The sequence below is a fragment of the Bacillus sp. SLBN-46 genome, assembly GCF_031453555.1.
In the GTDB taxonomy this organism is placed as follows: Bacteria; Bacillota; Bacilli; order Bacillales; family Cytobacillaceae; genus Neobacillus.
Genome location: NZ_JAVIZM010000001.1, coordinates 655,369 through 672,454, shown reverse-complemented (window position 1 = coordinate 672,454; position 17,086 = coordinate 655,369). Strand labels below are relative to the sequence as shown.

Sequence of the window (17,086 nt, the reverse complement as noted above, 5' to 3'; positions counted from 1 at the left end):
TCACGGATAACCCATGTACCCCATTGATGTTGTTGCGGCTTATTTGACAGCCTCGCCTTCCTTTTCTTCTTTTTGATATTTCATCTTTGTCGCTTCCCCACCCCTGAGGTGTCGGATCGATTTATGGTAATCTAGGATTTCTTTAACCTCATTTGCCAGCTCTGGATTAATTTCAGGAAGTCTCTCTGTCAAATCCTTATGGACTGTACTTTTGGATACGCCAAACTCCTTCGCAATTACGCGAACCGTTTTCCTCGTCTCCACGATATACTTTCCAATCTTGATAGTTCTCTCTTTGATGTAATCGTGCACACTCTCGCCCTCCCTAATATGGATGTGAGTAGTGTGAAATGAGACCCGCTTATCACTTCGACGAATTCTGCTTCCGTGTGGATGGGTGTCAGGCACCATCAAAAGACATTTGTCCGCCTACAATGGACATCCTTCCGATTTAGTGTTACTTGTCGAACTCCACACGACAGAAAGTAATCTACCTTCTGACAATACAATGAATAATCATGTCCCCGACTGAATATCCGCTAACTTCAAACGACTCTTCACCTCAAACACTCTCTTTGTAAAGGTTTGTAACCATTTTATTAGCTTGGATACGGGTTTATGCACAAAATCCACAAACGGGACAAGGCATCCCAAAAGTTTTTTGAAAATTGGACAATTTAACACGGTTCGACAATGTGGAAAAAGCCTGTAATAGCTGGATTTCTGCGTGGAAATATAGGATTTCCAGCAATATTTCCCAAGAAATTTGTCGAGCGAAAATTGGCTATTTTTTCAAAAAAATATTATTCTAAACTGCCAATCATAACCTTAACTGCCTCCAATAAATCCCGATCTGACCAGGACGGCATCTCTTTTTTTCCATGCAGCACCAATTCATGTGACGCTGGGATATGAACAAATCCCGCTGGCCTGTCCTTCACCTCATTCAGCACCACATACATGACATTGTTACAAAGATACGTCCCGGCAGAATTTGAAACCTTTGCCGGAAATCCGCTCTCATTGAGCTTATTGACGAATTGTCTTATTGGCAGTGTGGAAAAATAACCATCCTGACCATCCTCGATGATGGAAGCATCATTCAGCACGACACCATTGTTGTCAGGCGCGCCATCGCGACAATTGATGGCGATTCGCTCCGGAGTGATCGTTGACCGCCCTGCCGCGAGCCCAAGGGAAAGCACCGCATCTGGCTCCTGTTGTTTAATTTCTTCTAGGATTCGTTCCCCCGCCTCCCGATAATCCACCGGCAACAATAATCCTTTAATTTGATAGACACCAATGCAGGCTCCATCAAGTTCTTTAACAATTTTCTCCGTCGGATTAATCGGAAACTCTAAAAATGGCTCAAACCCTGTTAAAAGTAATGTTTTCATTTGCTGCTTCCCCTCTTGTCTTTTTTCAAAATATTATATAATGTTCATAGACTGATTAGAAGGATTTTCCTGTAAAATCCAGCCACTGAAAGGAACCAATACCCATGACTCCATTTACCGAAAATGTAATTGAAATTATCCGTGGCATCCCTGAAGGCAAGGTCATGACCTATGGCCAGATCGCTCGCCTCGCTGGAAGCCCCCGTGCTGCCCGCCAGGTCGTCCGCATCCTCCACTCCATGAGCAAGAAGCACCGCCTCCCCTGGCACCGCGTCATCAACGTAAAAGGGCAGATCGCCCTGCAGGAAGACGAAGCCTATAACGAGCAGGTGCTGTCGTTGGAAGCGGAAGGCGTCGAGATTGGTCTTGGCGGGGTGATTGATTTGGAGAAATATCAATGGAAGCGTTAATTTGGTTATGAATCTTCCTAAAAATTCACTTATACGAGCTTTAAACGTGAGGTCTGGCCCTTTTTGTACATCATCCATCAAATTATGTGTTGATCACCTCTTGAAGTACCTTTAAAATGACCTATTTTATATGAAACCCTTTCTTACTCGTCAGTTTTGATGATTTACTCGTCAAAATTGAGAAATACTCGTCTATTTCTCAATTTACTCGTCTACTTTTACACTTTACTCGTCAATAACCCCTATTTACTCGTCAACTACTAAAACTACACCCACTCCTCCATAAAAAAACACCACAGTTATCAAGAAATGTGGTGGGACAAAAAAAAACGCCCAGTCCCCCAGGCGCCAAAAAACAAACATTATTTCCAATTCATAAAGATATTCTTCACCTTTTTCACCGGCACCTGGGAACCGCCTCTGTTCTGCACATCTTCCACCATCATCGCCACCATCAAGCTTGGCGAATTTGCATTATACGCGATAAACCAGCCATTTTCAGAACCCGTTTCCCCCTGCTTCAGCTTGATCTCAGCTGTCCCTGTCTTACCGGAAAGCGGATAATCCGCCATCTCCGCTGCATGCGCCGTTCCGCCCGCATCGCCCACAATCTTCCGTAAATCCGTAGCAATCAAGGCAGCATGTTCACTAGAAACCGCCGCTTCCTTCCACACCTGCCCCTGCTGCTCATCCGCTAAAAGCGTCGGCTTAATCATATTGCCATTATTCATAAACGGAGTATAAGACGCCAGCAAATGCACGATGTTCATCTGGATTTGCCCTTGCCCATAACCAGAGTCCGCCAGTGAAATTTCGCTGTCCATTTTTCCAATCTGCGATGTCTCAAGAGGATATGTGTACTTCAGCTCCTCTTCAAACCCGAACTTCTTCAGGCCATCCGCAAAGCCCTCTTTCCCCAGCTTCAACGCTGCTTGAGCAAAATAAATATTATCCGAGAACACGAGTGCTTTTTCCAAATTAACAGGACTGCCCACATGTACCCGCGTCACAAAATAGCCGCCCCACGACTGGTCCTTTTGCCATTTCGGACCAAGAATAGGAACCGCCTCCGCCGGGTTAATCGTTCCCTTCTCAAGCCCCACAGACGCCGTGATCGCTTTCATGACTGAGCCCGGCGCATACAGCTGCTTAAATCGCGTCGTTAACGGCTTCTTCACGTCATCCTGCAACGCCTTCCACTCATCAGCTGAGAAGCCTATTACCGCCTGGTTTGGGTCAAACGAAGGACTGCTGACAAGCGCCAATGTTTCGCCCGTCATCGGATTCATGGCTGCCGCTGTCCCGGCCTCCCCATTCAGCTCGTTGTAAGCCGTCAGCTGCAACTCCGCATCAATCGTTAATTTCACATTCTGTCCGTTCTCAACCTGCTTCTCGGCGAGCAATTCCTCACCGCCAGCCTTCTTCTTAATGATAATCTTCACGCCGCTCGTGCCCTTCAGCTGCTCATCCAACACCTGCTCGAGGCCGCGCTTCCCAATCACATCTCGACTCGTGTATCCTTTGTCTTTCCTCTTTTCAAGCTCATCCGCTGTAATCGGCCCCACATAGCCGATTAACTGGGCCGCCGCTTCCTTATAAGGGTAAATCCGTGCCCCCACCTTCCGCGTCTGTACTGGCCCGAGCGCAATCAACTGAGCAATCCGCTCCTGGTCGTCCATCGACACCTTTTTCAACGGCACAAACAACTCCGGCTTCACCCAGCTTGCGCTTAGCGCCTTCTGGATCTGTTCTGGTGTCATTTTAAGAAGTGGCGCTAATTGCGAAATAATCGGCTCATCCACCTTCCCGGCAACCACGCCCACTTCATACACCTGACCATTCACTGCTAATCCGTTTCCATTGCGGTCAAGGATTTCCCCCCGGGTCGGCGCCACCGTGCTCAAACTGATTTTATCGCCTTCCTTCATCTTTGGAAAAATGAACCCTGTATGCCAGTCTACATACCAGTTTTTCTTATCGTCTTTTTCCTCCTTTTGTAACTTCGCTTGTTGGGTAAATTGAATCGTTCCTGCGATACTGCTCATTTTTGCGGTAAAAGAATACTGGGCTTGTTCTTTATCAGCCTGCTTATCCTCTTTTGGTTTTTTGAAGTTAATCTTGAGGTCTGTAATCTGAAGGTCTTTGTAGATTTTTGTATAGCGGCTCGTAAACTCTTCTTTGGTGATTTGCTGTTTTACATCCTTTGAAAGATAGTCATACATCTTATCAAACTTCTGTTTATTCCATAAGGCTATGTACTCCGAAAAACGATCCTGCGGTGTCGGCTCCTTACTGCACCCGGCCAGCGCAGCAACAACCAGCAGCACAACAAACATAAATCCTGCAACTCTCCTCAAACCAATCCCTCCCTTTACACCCATTCTAACATAATATGGATAAAAGATGGTGTCAAAAAGATGGTGTCAGGCACCACCCGTGGACATTTGTTTGCTCCAGGAAGACACCACTTACATGTCCGTCCCAGGTGGAAAGTGTCTTTCTGTGGTGCCTGACACCCACAAATCTGCACAAAAAAAAGAGGAAAGTATTTCCCCTTCCCCTTTGGTCAACTTCATATTATGAGTTTTTATTTTGTGTTGAGTTCGTTGATTCGTCGTCCTTTTTTTCGTCAGAAGACTTGTCGTCGCCTGATTTTTTTTCGTCGGTAGAGTTCGCAGGATCATCAATCATTTGCTCATCTTCCTTGATTTGTGGACTATCTACAGAATCACTTGATTTGTCATCCGAAAGCTTGTCTTCCTGTAATGTAGTCAACGATTTTTCAAAATAATTCGTTGGGTTTACAGCAACACCGTCTTTGCGAATTTCAAAATGTACATGGGTTCCAGCTTTTTCATTGAACAAGCTTTGTCCAGCCTTGGCAAGAACTTGTCCCTGTTTTACTTGTTCGCCAACCTTGACCTCTATGTCTTTAACGGACTGATATTGTGTTACAATACCTTTGTCGTGCTCTACTTCAATGACATTACCTAGGACTGCATCTTCATCGACACGAGTAACGGTACCGCTTAATGATGCAACTACATCAAACGTTTCGCCGTCTTTCATTGTGATATCGATACCAGTGTTTGGCACATACGTATTGTTGTAGAATACTAATGCTGCTTCCTGGTCTTCTGCTTTGCCTTGGAAATCATAGAATTTCATTTTTACAACTGCGTCATCAGCCTTAGCCACCGGCATTTTGAAGTTTTCAAGAGCTTTGTTAACTTCAACAGCTGGTGTTTGATTCTTTTTACCAGCAAGATCAGTGGACTTGTAATCGTATTTGTCTGTCGCACTATTGCTAGTTTGGAACCATAAAACTGCGGTCAGAATGATAGCTGCACTTGCGATATAGATGGCTGGAAATACCCAACGCTTCTTGAAAAAGCGTTTTACACTGGAACTTTGAGAAGATCGTTTGTTTTCTTCCTCTCTCATTTTCATCACCTCAGCAATCATTCTGAACAGATAAGTAGAATTATATACACAAGTCAAAAAAATTTTTTTGCAGTTATTTTTCGACAAACCTATTCTTTTTATGCATGAAGCTGAAAAAATTTTTTCACTACTAGGAGGATTATTTACATGAACATACTATTCAAATGGTGTTTACGAGTTATGCCCCTTGTGTATATGGCCATCATTTGGATCCAATCCAGCCTGCCATCCGACCACTTTGTTGAGCTGCCTGATGCATCCCTCGACTCGACCATCAAGGAATCCTTGCATTTAATAGAATTTGCGATTTTGTATGTTTTACTAGTGTTGGCCTTCTTAACGCGAAGCCGCCAGTTTACGCCAACCTTGAACGTAGCCTGTGCCGTATTCGCCGCCCTCTACGGAATCAGCGATGAGATCCACCAATCATTCGTACCCTACCGCTCCTCGTCGCTATTCGATTTTGTAAAAGATATCATTGGAATCAGTATGTGTTTTTATTTTATAAGAGGGGCGTTGTTTAAAGGGAGATTTCTATGGCTTGGGAAAATGCTACGAACACTTTAGCTTTTCGGTTGATGATAGACCCGATTTTTAAATGTTCCAGTGGAAGGGAGATTCATTGATTTTATTATCTTATAGCCAATGTGAATGGTGGGAATATGCAAGAATTCACAGATTTCTGCATTCGTAAATGAGGGTTTTATTAACAGAAAATAATCATTAATTGTTGGAACATGGGCGGTTTTGGATGTTAGATTGCATTTTACACAGCACCATTTCCCCCCTTTATAAATCATTGGGATTGTGAAACAATCAGGACATTGTACCCCTGTAGGGATGTCTTTTGGAGATAAATCGTAGGCTTGGAGGATATTCGGGTCATCAGGCGTGTGATTGGTTAAAAGGAGGCGCTTTATTTTTTTCAATTCTTTTTTGTCTAATCTATCATTTTTATAATAGGCAGCTATTTGATCGATTCTCTCTAATACATTTTCACTGTTACAAATATGTTGAGTCATCTGATCATTCCTTGGTTCCGCCTTTATAAATGTTTTTTCATTACTATTTACAAAATAATAATGAATTGGAATCTCGAGACAATTATGTTCTCTTAGCCAAACTTTTAGTTTTTTTGCCTGCAGTTTTGCTTGAAGAACCGGGTTTTTAACTCTTTCTTCTGTACCATTCCTTTTGCACAACGTTTGATTAAACTCTTTTTCAAAGGATAGTTCTCCAGCCATATTCTTTACTTCCAAAACCATTGCAAAATTGGCACATAGTAAGAGGAAATCCATTTGGAAGTAGTATTGTCCGTCAAATAGCCGAAGTCCATGAAAAATAAGGTAATCTTTGTTAGGAAGCATAGTTAAGTAAAAGTACACTGATTTCTCTCCGCGGTATCCAGCCATTCTCCTTTTATATTCGGCCACCACCTCAGGATATTTTGGATTTAACTCAGACAATCTTCTAATAAGTGCTTCAAGCTTTTCCATTCTTGGCGTTATTCGCATTTCTTGAGCGATCAAACACATCATTCCTTTCTTTTTTTCTAAAATTCTCTTTTTACATTTCTTATCCCTGCAAAAAACGACAGTAATTATGAATTTTTTGTGGAATTTGGTTTGGTGTCTAGCACCTTGTTTGGTTTACTCGTCAGTTTAGGAGGTTTACTCGTCAACTTTACCAAATTACTCGTCACTATCCCCACTTTACTCGCCAACCACGTAACGACACCTATTTCTACACTAAAAAGCCAGGCGTTTAGCCTGGCTCTGGTATCTTCCTTCGAAATTATGTGTAGATCTCCTCTTGAAGTACCTTGAAAATTACCCTTTTTATATGACTTTCTTTCTTACTCGTCACTTTCAATGATTTACTCGTCACTTTTTATATTTTACTCGTCAACTTTACCAAATTTCTCGTCACTATCCCCATTTTACTCGCCAACCTCCACAAAAAAAAAAAAACCAGGCCCCCCAGCCCGGCTTCCCTCCACACCACTATTTCTGCGCCGTAATCGTTGCCATCAAACTCTCTGCCGACGTAATCTCGACCCCCTGATAATAGTGCTTCACAATATCCTTATAATTCTTGCCTTCCTCCGCCATCCCGTTCGCACCGTACTGGCTCATCCCCACACCGTGGCCGAAGCCCTTCGTCGTAATCACAATATTCGTGCCCTTGCGCTCCCAAGCAAAATCCGACGACCGAAGATCCAGTTTCTCGCGGATCTCCTTGCCAGACAGCACCTTGCCATTAAAATCAACCTTCGCCACACGCTTACCCGTCGTACGCTCCACAATCTTGCCCACCTGCGACCCTGTGCCTACCTTCACACCCAGCTTCGCCTCAAACGCCTTCACCGTCATCACCTTCTGGCTATTAAACTTCGGTGAACTCTTATCCCACGGGCTCGACACACTTCTTAAATAAGGAATATTACCTGGCCAGTAATCCTCCGAATTCTCAGTGTATCCATTACTGGTAGAGAAAAAAGTAGCCTGAATCGCCTCACCCTTGTAAGTCAAAATTTGCCCGGCCGTCGAACGGACCGCCTCCACTACTTTCTTCATTTTCCAATCATAATCCGCGCCCCACGCTCTCCTCAGCTCATCATCACTCTTGTACACCTGGTGAATTTGCGTGTCCGTGACCTGCGCCCCTTTTGGAGCCCCTAACGTATCCTTACTGACCAATCGCTTCACTATATACGTTCTCGCCGTTAGTGCCTGGGCCTTAAGAGCTTCCTCTTTAAAATCTGCCGGCATCTCTGCTGCCACAACGCCAACGAGGTAATTTTCTAAGTTCACTGTCTCGATCTTTGATTTCGCGGAACGAAACACCGCTACTTCGACCGCAGCATCCGCGGAAGGTGACGCCGCTTTCGCATTTTCTGCCGAGGCCTTCTTCAAATCTTCACCTAATTTTCCGCTCGCCTTATGCTCATCCGAGAACGGTAACACAAGAACAGCTGGAACAACTAAAGTCAGGGCAATGAGGAGTGTCGCTAGTACGATGAGTGGTTTGATTTTTTTCATGATTGTGCCTCCAGTTTGTAAAATTCACACCCGGCGCAAATCAGCCGAGTTGCGTCTCATTCATACATATGGAAGCGGACAAGCATTTATTACACAAACTTTTATAAAAATGAACTCCATTCCCGGCACCCCACAAGGTTCCAGCTGAAATAAAAACAACACCCCAAACCTAGTGTCCATCCCACGCAAACAAATGTCCACAAATGGTGTCAGGCACCACTTAAAGAGGCACCGCACAAAGTACGATGCCTCAAAACCTCAAAACAAAACAGACCCCGATATCCAGCAGGGTCCGTTGTCTTCAATATTTACATTATGCGTTCATGTCGCTGACGAATTTTTCGGTTTCAACGAAGATTTCGTCTGCTTCTTTGACGCGTTCGATGTCAGCGCCTAATCCAGCTAGTTTGCCGTGGAAGTCCACGTAACCGCGATCCAAGTGTTTCAACTCCGTCACGCGTGTCACGCCATCTGACACTAATCCAGTTAAGATTAAGGCAGCTGCTGCGCGGAGGTCTGTTGCAGATACTTCCGCACCTTGTAAGTTAGATGGACCATTTAAAATAACCGAACGGCCTTCGATTTTGATATCCGCATTCATGCGGCGGAATTCTTCTACGTGCATAAAACGGTTTTCGAATACCGTTTCCGTAATCATAGAAGTACCCTCTGCACGAAGCAATAGCGCCATCATTTGAGATTGCATATCCGTTGGGAAGCCTGGATGTGGCATCGTTTTGATATCAACGGCCTTTAACTTATCAGGACCGATGACACGAACGCCGTCCATTTCCTCACTAATCTCAACACCCATCTCCTCCATTTTTGCAATAAGAGAAGAAAGATGCTCAGGAACTGCACCCTTTACTAATACATTTCCGCCAGTAATCGCAGCAGCAACCATGAAGGTACCTGCTTCAATACGGTCAGGAATAATGTTATGGTCGGCACCAAATAATACATCGACACCTTCAATACGAAGCGTGCCCGTACCTGCGCCTCTTACTTTAGCGCCCATTTTATTTAAGAAATTAGCCAAATCCACAATCTCTGGTTCTTTTGCGACGTTCTCGATGATGGTTGTGCCCTGTGCAAGAGTTGCTGCCATCATGATGTTCTCAGTAGCACCAACACTTGGGAAATCCAAGTATATCTTTGCTCCCTTTAAGCGGCCTTCAGTCTCCGCTTCAATGAAGCCATTTCCAACCTTCACTGTTGCACCCATGGCTTCAAAGCCTTTTAAGTGCTGGTCGATTGGACGAGATCCGATTGCACAGCCGCCAGGTAAAGCGACTCTCGCACGGCCATTGCGTGCTAACAAAGATCCCATGACTAGAACAGACGCGCGCATTTTTCGAACGTATTCGAATGGCGCCTCTACTTTCAACTCTCTGGATGCATCGACGACAACTGTATTGTTTTCGAACACGACTTCAGCATTTAAGTTGCGTAAAACTTCATTGATTGTATATACATCGGAGAGTGTAGGTACATCACGTATCACACTTTTTCCATCACTTGCTAATAATGTTGCAGCGATAACAGGCAGGACGGCATTTTTTGCGCCTTCTACTTTAACCGTTCCTGTAAGCCTTTGTCCGCCGCGGACGATGATCTTTTCCAAGAGTATTCCCCTCCGCGTCCATTTTCTCTATATTAATATTCAATCGTTATGATTGGTGTGCCAACTACAATGGTAGTCTTACCGCCCAATCGTTCGGAGCGTATGCCAATTTGTAAATTCATGTTATCTCTTTGATTTTCTATGGAGCCAGTAAACATCGGCGAATTCGCCGAAACAGACATGAATGTCTCCTCTTTTAACGCTTCGATCTCTTTTGCATGAAAAACGGACAGTAAATTCTTTACTGTTATGGGTAAAGCCTTATCAATCTTATCACTGAAAACGCCTTTCATACAAGAAAAAACTGTAGGTTTTCCTCGAAATATGTCGGATAGCCTACTTTTAAATTCCTCAGTAGTGAAATAGGCCGCTATCGCCTTATTCCACTCTTTTCCACTGACACTATATACTATATACGCATTAACAGGTTGTTTTGTGTGGGTTGCCATAATTTGAAGCATTTCGCTGTGGTGTTTTGATGTTGGAGATACTGCTGTTACTTCCCATTTTTGGCTGGTATTTTTTATAGACCAATCCCATTCGGGAAACTTTTCCTGAAGTTTTTCGGCGTATTCCTTCACGTCCTGCTCACTTTTTATGCCGGTCATTTTTTCTCTTGCATAAAAAGACCATTCATCGAGCAAAATATTTTCGGCTTCTAAAACAGAGCCGATTTTTGCCAAATCATCAGCACCGTCCGGATTTGCTTGACGTGTAAAAGCACCATTACCATTTGCTTCAGTTGTGTTGTACCCGAAAACAACCAGGATCAAACTTAAAATTGTCATCACAGATAAAAAAAACGAACGATATCTTTTCATCTCTCTACTCCCCCTTACTACCATTGTTACCAGGTAGCGGGTGAGCATACTTGGGAATTGTCGTCACATTTAGACAAGTTTCAAAAACTTAACCTTAACGCCTGCTAAAATTAGACAAGTTCCTAAGGGAGACAACCTTAGCTTTCCACATAAAGATGATTGTACTCAAAATATCGTCAAATGGGAACATGTACGAAGACCTAAATTTTTACCATTTTGTATGTACAGGATTAGTAAATTTGTCATTTAAAACCATTTCTTCTAATTATTGAAAATTAATGGCAGTTGTCTGGACCATTGAAGATAATCCAGGAAAAAGTTACTAACAGATGATCCGATGAATATGGCTAATAATATGAAGAGAAGCCGAGCTTGAAAGACATGGTTCGCCTTAATCAGCTTTTCTAAGCGAATCGACTGCAGTGCCCACCAGGAAATTGCAATAAAAACCAAATGTGACAGGATGCTTACTAACGCCAGTTGCCCAAAATCATTTATCATTCTGCTACCCCCTTTTTACACACAAGGATTATTCTAACATATAGACGAAGGAAAGATATAACAGTTTCTATTTTTTTCAAAATCACCCTTAAATGTGACGAATTTGTGAAAACTTCTAAATTCCTCATTAAAACACGCAAAAAGCCGCATCGGGAGTCCGACACGGCTTTCAAACTAACGGCTTAAGCTGCCACTTGCGTTGAAGTAATACCATTTTCCACTAATCCAAACCCGTCCGGTTACCATCGCACCCGAACTGTTAAGGTAATACCATTTTTTATTGTAATACAACCAACCGATTTTCATCGCCCCTGACCTTTCAATGTAATACCACTTTCCTCCATCTAATAGCCAGCCTGTCTTCATGGCTCCGCTAGATGTTAAATAGTACCACTTGCCGTTCCACTTGAGCCAGCCTGTAAACATTTTTCCATTTGCACTGAGATAATACCATTTATCCCCTGATTTCAACCAACCTGTCGTCAGATTCCCTGTTGATAGATTGATGTAATACCAGTCCCGGTCAGCGAGTAGCCAGCCCTTCGTCGAAACCCACGTATCCGTCGAAATCATCACCTCGCCTGTGAAATTCAAATTCCCCTTCGTATAAGAAGAAATCGTCACCTTATACGCTTGACCTGGATTCAAATTCCCAAACAGATAGTTCGAATTGTAAGATGTCACTGGTATGCCGCCATTAATACTTACTTCAACCTTATCCATACTGCTGTCGAGCATTTTCCACGATATACCCACCATTCGATTCGTGTGATAGCTCCTCGTTACTTTCACATTGGAAAAATAAACACTAGCTTGCGCGCCTAACATATCTAGGATGTCACCATTGACACTGCCCTTACCTAGATCCAAATCCATATGTAAAAAAGATACCGCGTTTAAGTCAGGCTTATTTTTCAAAGGAGACAGGTCCTTAAAGGCATTGCTGTCCATCGAAATCGTGATGAGATTCGTCATCCCGGCGAGCGGCGCTAGACTAGCCACTTTATTAAAGTTGAACGACAGCACCTGCATCTTTGTTAATGAAGAAAGTGGGCTAAGGTCCGTCAGCCGGTTAGTATCTAGGTGTAGTGACTCCATATTCGTTAGCCCTGCTAATGGGCGAACATTTTCTAGCTGATTATCCTTCAGGTACAGATCAGTTACCTTTGTCAGACCCTGAAGCGGCGTTAAATCTGTAATTCTATTATGATCTAGCGCGAGAAATTGAAGGTTCACTGCATATTGCAGTCCTTCCAAACTGCTGATTCCTCTGCCCTGTGCATCCAATCGAGTCAATGAAGCTATATCCGCTTCGGTTATTTCTCTGTCCCTGATGCCGAGCTGTTCCTTGATTACGGCAGCCAAATTGGCATCCGTAATTGGACCCTCTGCTTGTCCACTAGAAAAACCAAGGCTTCTCACCGACGGCTTATTCGTCGTATCGGCCATATGCGTCCGGCTTTGTGGATTTTTTTCGAGCTCATCAAAATTACTCGGTACCGAAATATAACCGATCGAGTAGTGCTTAGAAGCTGGCGACCAATCCCTATATGCGGCTGTAGCTTCTTTGATTCGAGGAAGATTGGCAGTCACTAGCTTTAGTGCTTCCGAACTACCTGGTACGGTTGAAAACTGAACATTTTTTACAAAAAAACGGACGTCGCGAATTTTATGTTCATTATATAAATCGTTTAACGCCCTCCCCATTACAGCATGATCCGGATGCCAGTCCATATAGGACATGGACCGATGCATCGCATGCGGGTAGTTCTTCTCAAAGGTTTCAATCGTTTGTCTTGCTTGGTTATAGGAAAGCTGTCCATCGGTAAAATTCATCAGATGGATATTTTCAGCCTTCACCCCTAATGCTACTGAAGAACGCATGAATTCGTCTGTTCGCGCGTTGATAAAATCCGCTTTTGTGATTGTTGGGTAATTTTCCTTCGTCAGCTTTTTGTTCACATCATTGAGTGCCCCGGTGGCACCACCACCATCGGTCATCAGTACCACATGCACCTCGTAGCCCTTGGCAACACTTGTTGCAATCGACATCCCCATGCTGAGCAGTTCATCGTCCTGGTGCGGGGAGTAATAGATGGCAACAGGCTTTTGGCCCACTGTCTGGGCTGAAGCAGCCTGTTGAAAAAAATGAAAGGAAGTAAATAATATAAGGATAGAAAATAGTGTACGAATTTTATTCATGTTGTCTCCCTTGATTGCTTGTAATCTAGTAACCTATCGTTTGTGTTTGTTTATCTCTACACCAACTTCCATTATACTCCATATCGTGACGATTGGATTACATTTTTTACAAAATTTTGGCGAATCGTTCTATTATGGACAGGGATATTTACTAAAAAATTGCAAAAAAAACAAACTAACTGCCTAAATTCCGTTCGTCCTTCTCTTAACGGGATTTAGGCAGCTAGTTTGGGTTTGTATCTTTTAATTTACGCTTCATTCCATACTCGATATAGGTTTAATGGGACATACACTCGGTCGCCCTGAATCTCTCGGTGAATAATCGGGGACTCAAAATGTTGCTCCAAGTTGCGGTCTGACCGTACTTTATGACGTGCTCGTTCCCTAGCTCCTACTAATTTCTCCAAACTTAAATTCGAAAATTTCATCTCGTTCCTCTCCTTCTTTTTAATAAAATTGAATCGATAGGAAACAAAAGACCCACACTTTTGCTTCCTATCGAGTTTTGACCTCAAGCTGATTTCGTTGCTACAACGACCACCCGGCCATGATCCATTTCTTCCTCAAGGCGCTCTGCCTCTGCTTGCGACAAGCCTAATGACTCTAGCTTCGAGCGCAGCTCATCTCCTCTTGAGCGAAACACATTGGCCATACTATCAAACAAGCCTTGTTCGGCGACACCAACGTCGGTAAGATCCAGATTATCCGCTAGGTTCTCAGAGCGACTTTTATCGTGTGCCAATAAATAAATCTCATCCTTCGTATAGCCCTGCGTCATCAACTGTTCAATTTCCTGTTTCGCTTGTACACCATTTTCAACGACTTTAACTGTTTCCATTGTTGTTTCCTCCTTGTGATTTGATGGTGCTGCCTTTTTCATTAGCAGCTTGTCGTTCTACTTGTTATATAACCGCTCCTGAAAAATTAAAACCTATTAATTTTAAAAATTTTGAAGGGTTAAAACTGAATTCACTGTGGGTATATAGGAAGTAGATTTTACAGAAGAGCTTCAAGCTTCAATTTATATGGAGGTGTACAAATATGAGGAAACTTTTATGCAAAAACTGTGGGAACGCTGAATTTTACGTCATTAATATGAATGAGACATTATGCAAATGCGGGAGTCGGTTATCGAAGCTTAGCGATTATCGCTGGGAGGAATCAAAGCAATGGAAAGAGGTCTATCTTGAAGAACAGAAACGGCAAACCGAATTGATCTTTAAGATTAGTTTATTAAAGAGGAAAATCGACACGTGCCTGGATGAACGCGATCAGGAGGGGTTCAACAAATTAACCTCAGAATTAAAAACCTGTCAGACTGCGTTAAAAACGGGAGCCTCCCACCCTACGGCCCGATTGCGTGAGAGAGTAAAACATAATAAAGATGTTGTGTAAACTAGAAAAAAACTCGCCCTGCTAATCAGAACCCGAATCATTTGGGTGCCGTTCAGCGGACGAGTTTTTTCATATATAAATTATTGAATAAATGCTTCTTGTGAAGGAACTTGTCCACCCGCTACTTGGTAACGAGCATAGAATTCTTGTAAAAATTGATTGGCAACCTTATCACTGTGAATCACAAGCATGTTTTCATCATTCGTAGCATCCCCGTTTGCACTCCAGTTTGTTGAACCTACCACAACCATTGGATCACTGCTTGTATTTGGATCAATAATCATCGTTTTAGCATGCAGCTTTCGAGATTCTTTTCCAGGATAAACAGGAGCAGGCGTGTTCCAACGAGTATTCGGATTGTCCACACTTGTTTGCGACGCCGTTCGTTGCGTCATGTCAACTGAAGCGGACCACCATTGGTTCCAAAAGCTCGGATCAAACAATCCTTTCACATCAAATCCCGTACGAGTCCCTTCCATATCATTATAGGAACCTTCCCACTTGTTCTTCAATTCATCTACTAACCCTTGATCAGAAAATGCAAAGATTTCAAAATAAGCACGATGCTGTGCTTCATTTTTAACTGCATTCGTTAAACGGTTTAGTGCCCCATCACCAGGAGAGAAATAGACTTCCACCAAGGTCCCATTTACATTGACTTGGTGCGCCGTATTATCGGTTTTCCGGCTGTGGAATTTCGCGTTTGTAGGATTGGGAGTAGCTGTATCGCTTCCATACATTTCTTGAAATTCCGTTTTATAAATAGCTGCAAGGTCCACAGAATTAATTTCTACCGTTTGGTTTTGGTTCCCATTTAACAAATCTTGATTCATATCTTCATCCGTACCGTACGTCCCGGTCTCGGTAAAATTCCACGTACCTGTCCAGACCCACTTGCCATCAATGATCATAAATTTGTTGTGCATTTGATCGCCAGGAGAATAATAAGTGCCATCCGCTTTACGTTCGGCATCCACTAACAGATGTCCGGTTTGATTGCCTGAACCGATTTTCACCGTTTGAACAGGGAAATCATCGAATGTAGTCGGAAGTCCGTATTTTGCACGTAGGGTGGCATCTTCTTCCACAAACATCGCGGAATCCCCTAATACATGGGCATCATCTGCTGTCCCCACTACTTGGTCTTTCCCACGAATCAATTTTTCTAAATTAAGTCTATGAATGCCGTACCGGTTTTCTGTATCATTCGGGTCCACGTCTTTTGCATCCGCCACCACGCGGACTTGCACGCCTTGGCTCGCTTTATCCACTAAGGTATTCACTATTTTAGGAAGGTTTAATTCATAGGTGGCTACATCAATCGAACTGGTGGCTTGACTGATGCGATTCACTAATTGATCTTCTAAGTTGATGCTCCAATTCGCTTCGTTTCCTTCATAGGCAAACTGAGGCAGGGCTGTTTTGTTAAAATATACATTAATGGCACCGTCCGCATTCGAAACATGGTTTAAGTGGTGTGTGGTTCCTTGTGTTGTGCCTACTGAGTTCGCTAATTTTGGTGTTCCAAAACCGCCGTCATAGGCTGCGGTTGCAGTCTTCCAATTGGAAGGATCATCTCCGTTATCTGCCGCACTGACCCGTTCCATCGTGCCTTTCGTATTGTTGTCACCGGCATACCATGACGACACGGTATCTACTAAACTACCATTTGCATCATACAAATCTAATGCTTCTGCTGAATTTCCTAATGCCCCTGTGTAAATTTGGTCGGCTTTTACACCGACAACCGCATCATCGCTCGAACGTTCCAACAGGAAATAGCTTCCCGCCTTAATCGTACCTGATAGATTGATTGCAGGGGTTCCGTCTTTCGCTTTTAGTTTCCAGCCCGTTAAAGATACATCCTGGCTGGTGTTGTTTTTGAGTTCCATCCATTCATTGTTGTAGCTTCCTGTTGTACCCATCCAGGCCACTTCATTAATGGCAACGGGCGAATTGGTTACAGCTTTTGCGGGTTCGTTTCCTGTAAAAAGAGTAGAAAATAGGACAGTTGATAAAGCTCCGATAGAGAATACTTTCTTCAAAGTGCTTCGTTTGTTGGACGGCATAAACGTGTGACTCCCCCTGTGCTTCGTTGTGTTTTCTTTTTTGCAAAATGAACAAAGCTATTATAGCACTGGGATATAGTTGTTTTGATGGACAAGAAGTCCTATCCTTTGTAAAAAGATTGTAAAGTTTCAATAAATTCATTTTTATGTTTAAGCCTTCTTAAAGCGGGTATTTAATAATC

Annotated in this window: 16 protein-coding genes; 3 read left to right on the top strand and 13 right to left on the bottom strand. The window is 43.3% G+C overall.

The features are described from left to right. Positions 1-39: 39 nt before the first annotated feature. Positions 40-312 carry a sporulation transcriptional regulator SpoIIID gene (gene spoIIID / locus QFZ87_RS03440; protein WP_007086083.1) on the bottom strand — a complete coding sequence of 91 codons (273 nt, stop codon included), beginning with the start codon at positions 310-312 and terminating at the stop codon, positions 40-42. 491 nt (positions 313-803) lie between these two features. Continuing rightward, a complete protein-coding gene (locus QFZ87_RS03435) occupies positions 804-1,397 on the bottom strand; it encodes a pyroglutamyl-peptidase I (RefSeq protein ID WP_309857768.1) in 594 nt (197 codons plus the stop codon). Positions 1,398-1,501: 104 nt separating this feature from the next. Between QFZ87_RS03435 and QFZ87_RS03430 the strand changes: the two genes are divergently transcribed. After that, on the top strand, positions 1,502-1,807 hold the full coding sequence (locus QFZ87_RS03430) for an MGMT family protein (protein ID WP_309857764.1): 306 nt from the start codon (positions 1,502-1,504) through the stop codon (positions 1,805-1,807). A 362-nt stretch (positions 1,808-2,169) separates the two neighbouring features. Here the strand turns inward: QFZ87_RS03430 and QFZ87_RS03425 are convergent, their stop codons facing one another. Together QFZ87_RS03425 and spoIIQ are read right to left on the bottom strand one after the other, a co-directional pair. Continuing rightward, complete coding sequence (locus QFZ87_RS03425) at positions 2,170-4,164, bottom strand: penicillin-binding transpeptidase domain-containing protein (RefSeq protein ID WP_309857761.1); 1,995 nt, start codon at positions 4,162-4,164, stop codon at positions 2,170-2,172. Between the two features lie 220 nt (positions 4,165-4,384). Continuing rightward, entirely contained in the window at positions 4,385-5,251 is an 867-nt protein-coding gene (spoIIQ, locus tag QFZ87_RS03420; RefSeq protein WP_309857758.1) for a stage II sporulation protein SpoIIQ, read from the bottom strand. Between the two features lie 147 nt (positions 5,252-5,398). On the opposite strand from spoIIQ, the gene QFZ87_RS03415 reads away from it, so the two are divergent. Then, complete coding sequence (locus QFZ87_RS03415) at positions 5,399-5,818, top strand: VanZ family protein (protein ID WP_309857755.1); 420 nt, start codon at positions 5,399-5,401, stop codon at positions 5,816-5,818. On the opposite strand, the gene QFZ87_RS03410 is transcribed toward QFZ87_RS03415, so the two are convergent. From QFZ87_RS03410 to QFZ87_RS03375, 8 genes are all read right to left on the bottom strand, one after another. After that, the gene (locus tag QFZ87_RS03410; RefSeq protein WP_309857752.1) at positions 5,815-6,780 is read right to left on the bottom strand and encodes a nuclease-related domain-containing protein; all 966 of its coding nucleotides are present in this window, start codon (positions 6,778-6,780) and stop codon (positions 5,815-5,817) included. The genes QFZ87_RS03415 and QFZ87_RS03410 overlap by 4 nt on opposite strands. Before the next feature lie 474 nt (positions 6,781-7,254). Beyond that, entirely contained in the window at positions 7,255-8,292 is a 1,038-nt protein-coding gene (gene spoIID, locus QFZ87_RS03405) for a stage II sporulation protein D (RefSeq protein ID WP_309857750.1), read from the bottom strand. Between the two features lie 313 nt (positions 8,293-8,605). After that, a complete protein-coding gene (murA, locus tag QFZ87_RS03400; protein WP_309857747.1) occupies positions 8,606-9,916 on the bottom strand; it encodes a UDP-N-acetylglucosamine 1-carboxyvinyltransferase in 1,311 nt (436 codons plus the stop codon). 32 nt (positions 9,917-9,948) lie between these two features. Beyond that, positions 9,949-10,737, bottom strand: a complete 789-nt coding sequence (locus QFZ87_RS03395; protein ID WP_309857744.1) for a YwmB family TATA-box binding protein — start codon at positions 10,735-10,737, stop codon at positions 9,949-9,951. Positions 10,738-10,998: 261 nt separating this feature from the next. Next, complete coding sequence (locus QFZ87_RS03390; protein ID WP_309857740.1) at positions 10,999-11,238, bottom strand: DUF1146 family protein; 240 nt, start codon at positions 11,236-11,238, stop codon at positions 10,999-11,001. Positions 11,239-11,412: 174 nt separating this feature from the next. Then, positions 11,413-13,440 (bottom strand): leucine-rich repeat domain-containing protein, encoded by a 2,028-nt coding sequence (locus QFZ87_RS03385; protein ID WP_309857737.1) that lies wholly within the window; start codon positions 13,438-13,440, stop codon positions 11,413-11,415. Between the two features lie 248 nt (positions 13,441-13,688). Continuing rightward, on the bottom strand, positions 13,689-13,868 hold the full coding sequence (locus tag QFZ87_RS03380; RefSeq protein ID WP_309857735.1) for a hypothetical protein: 180 nt from the start codon (positions 13,866-13,868) through the stop codon (positions 13,689-13,691). An 83-nt stretch (positions 13,869-13,951) separates the two neighbouring features. Beyond that, positions 13,952-14,278 carry a YflT domain-containing protein gene (locus QFZ87_RS03375; RefSeq protein WP_309867619.1) on the bottom strand — a complete coding sequence of 109 codons (327 nt, stop codon included), beginning with the start codon at positions 14,276-14,278 and terminating at the stop codon, positions 13,952-13,954. A 203-nt stretch (positions 14,279-14,481) separates the two neighbouring features. Here QFZ87_RS03375 and QFZ87_RS03370 point away from each other — a divergent pair, with 203 nt between their 5' ends. Further along, positions 14,482-14,835, top strand: coding sequence for an IDEAL domain-containing protein (locus QFZ87_RS03370; protein ID WP_309857732.1), 354 nt, complete (start codon positions 14,482-14,484; stop codon positions 14,833-14,835). 80 nt (positions 14,836-14,915) lie between these two features. On the opposite strand, the gene QFZ87_RS03365 is transcribed toward QFZ87_RS03370, so the two are convergent. Continuing rightward, the gene (locus QFZ87_RS03365; protein WP_309857729.1) at positions 14,916-16,904 is read right to left on the bottom strand and encodes a phospholipase D-like domain-containing protein; all 1,989 of its coding nucleotides are present in this window, start codon (positions 16,902-16,904) and stop codon (positions 14,916-14,918) included. Between the last annotated feature and the right edge of the window lie 182 nt (positions 16,905-17,086).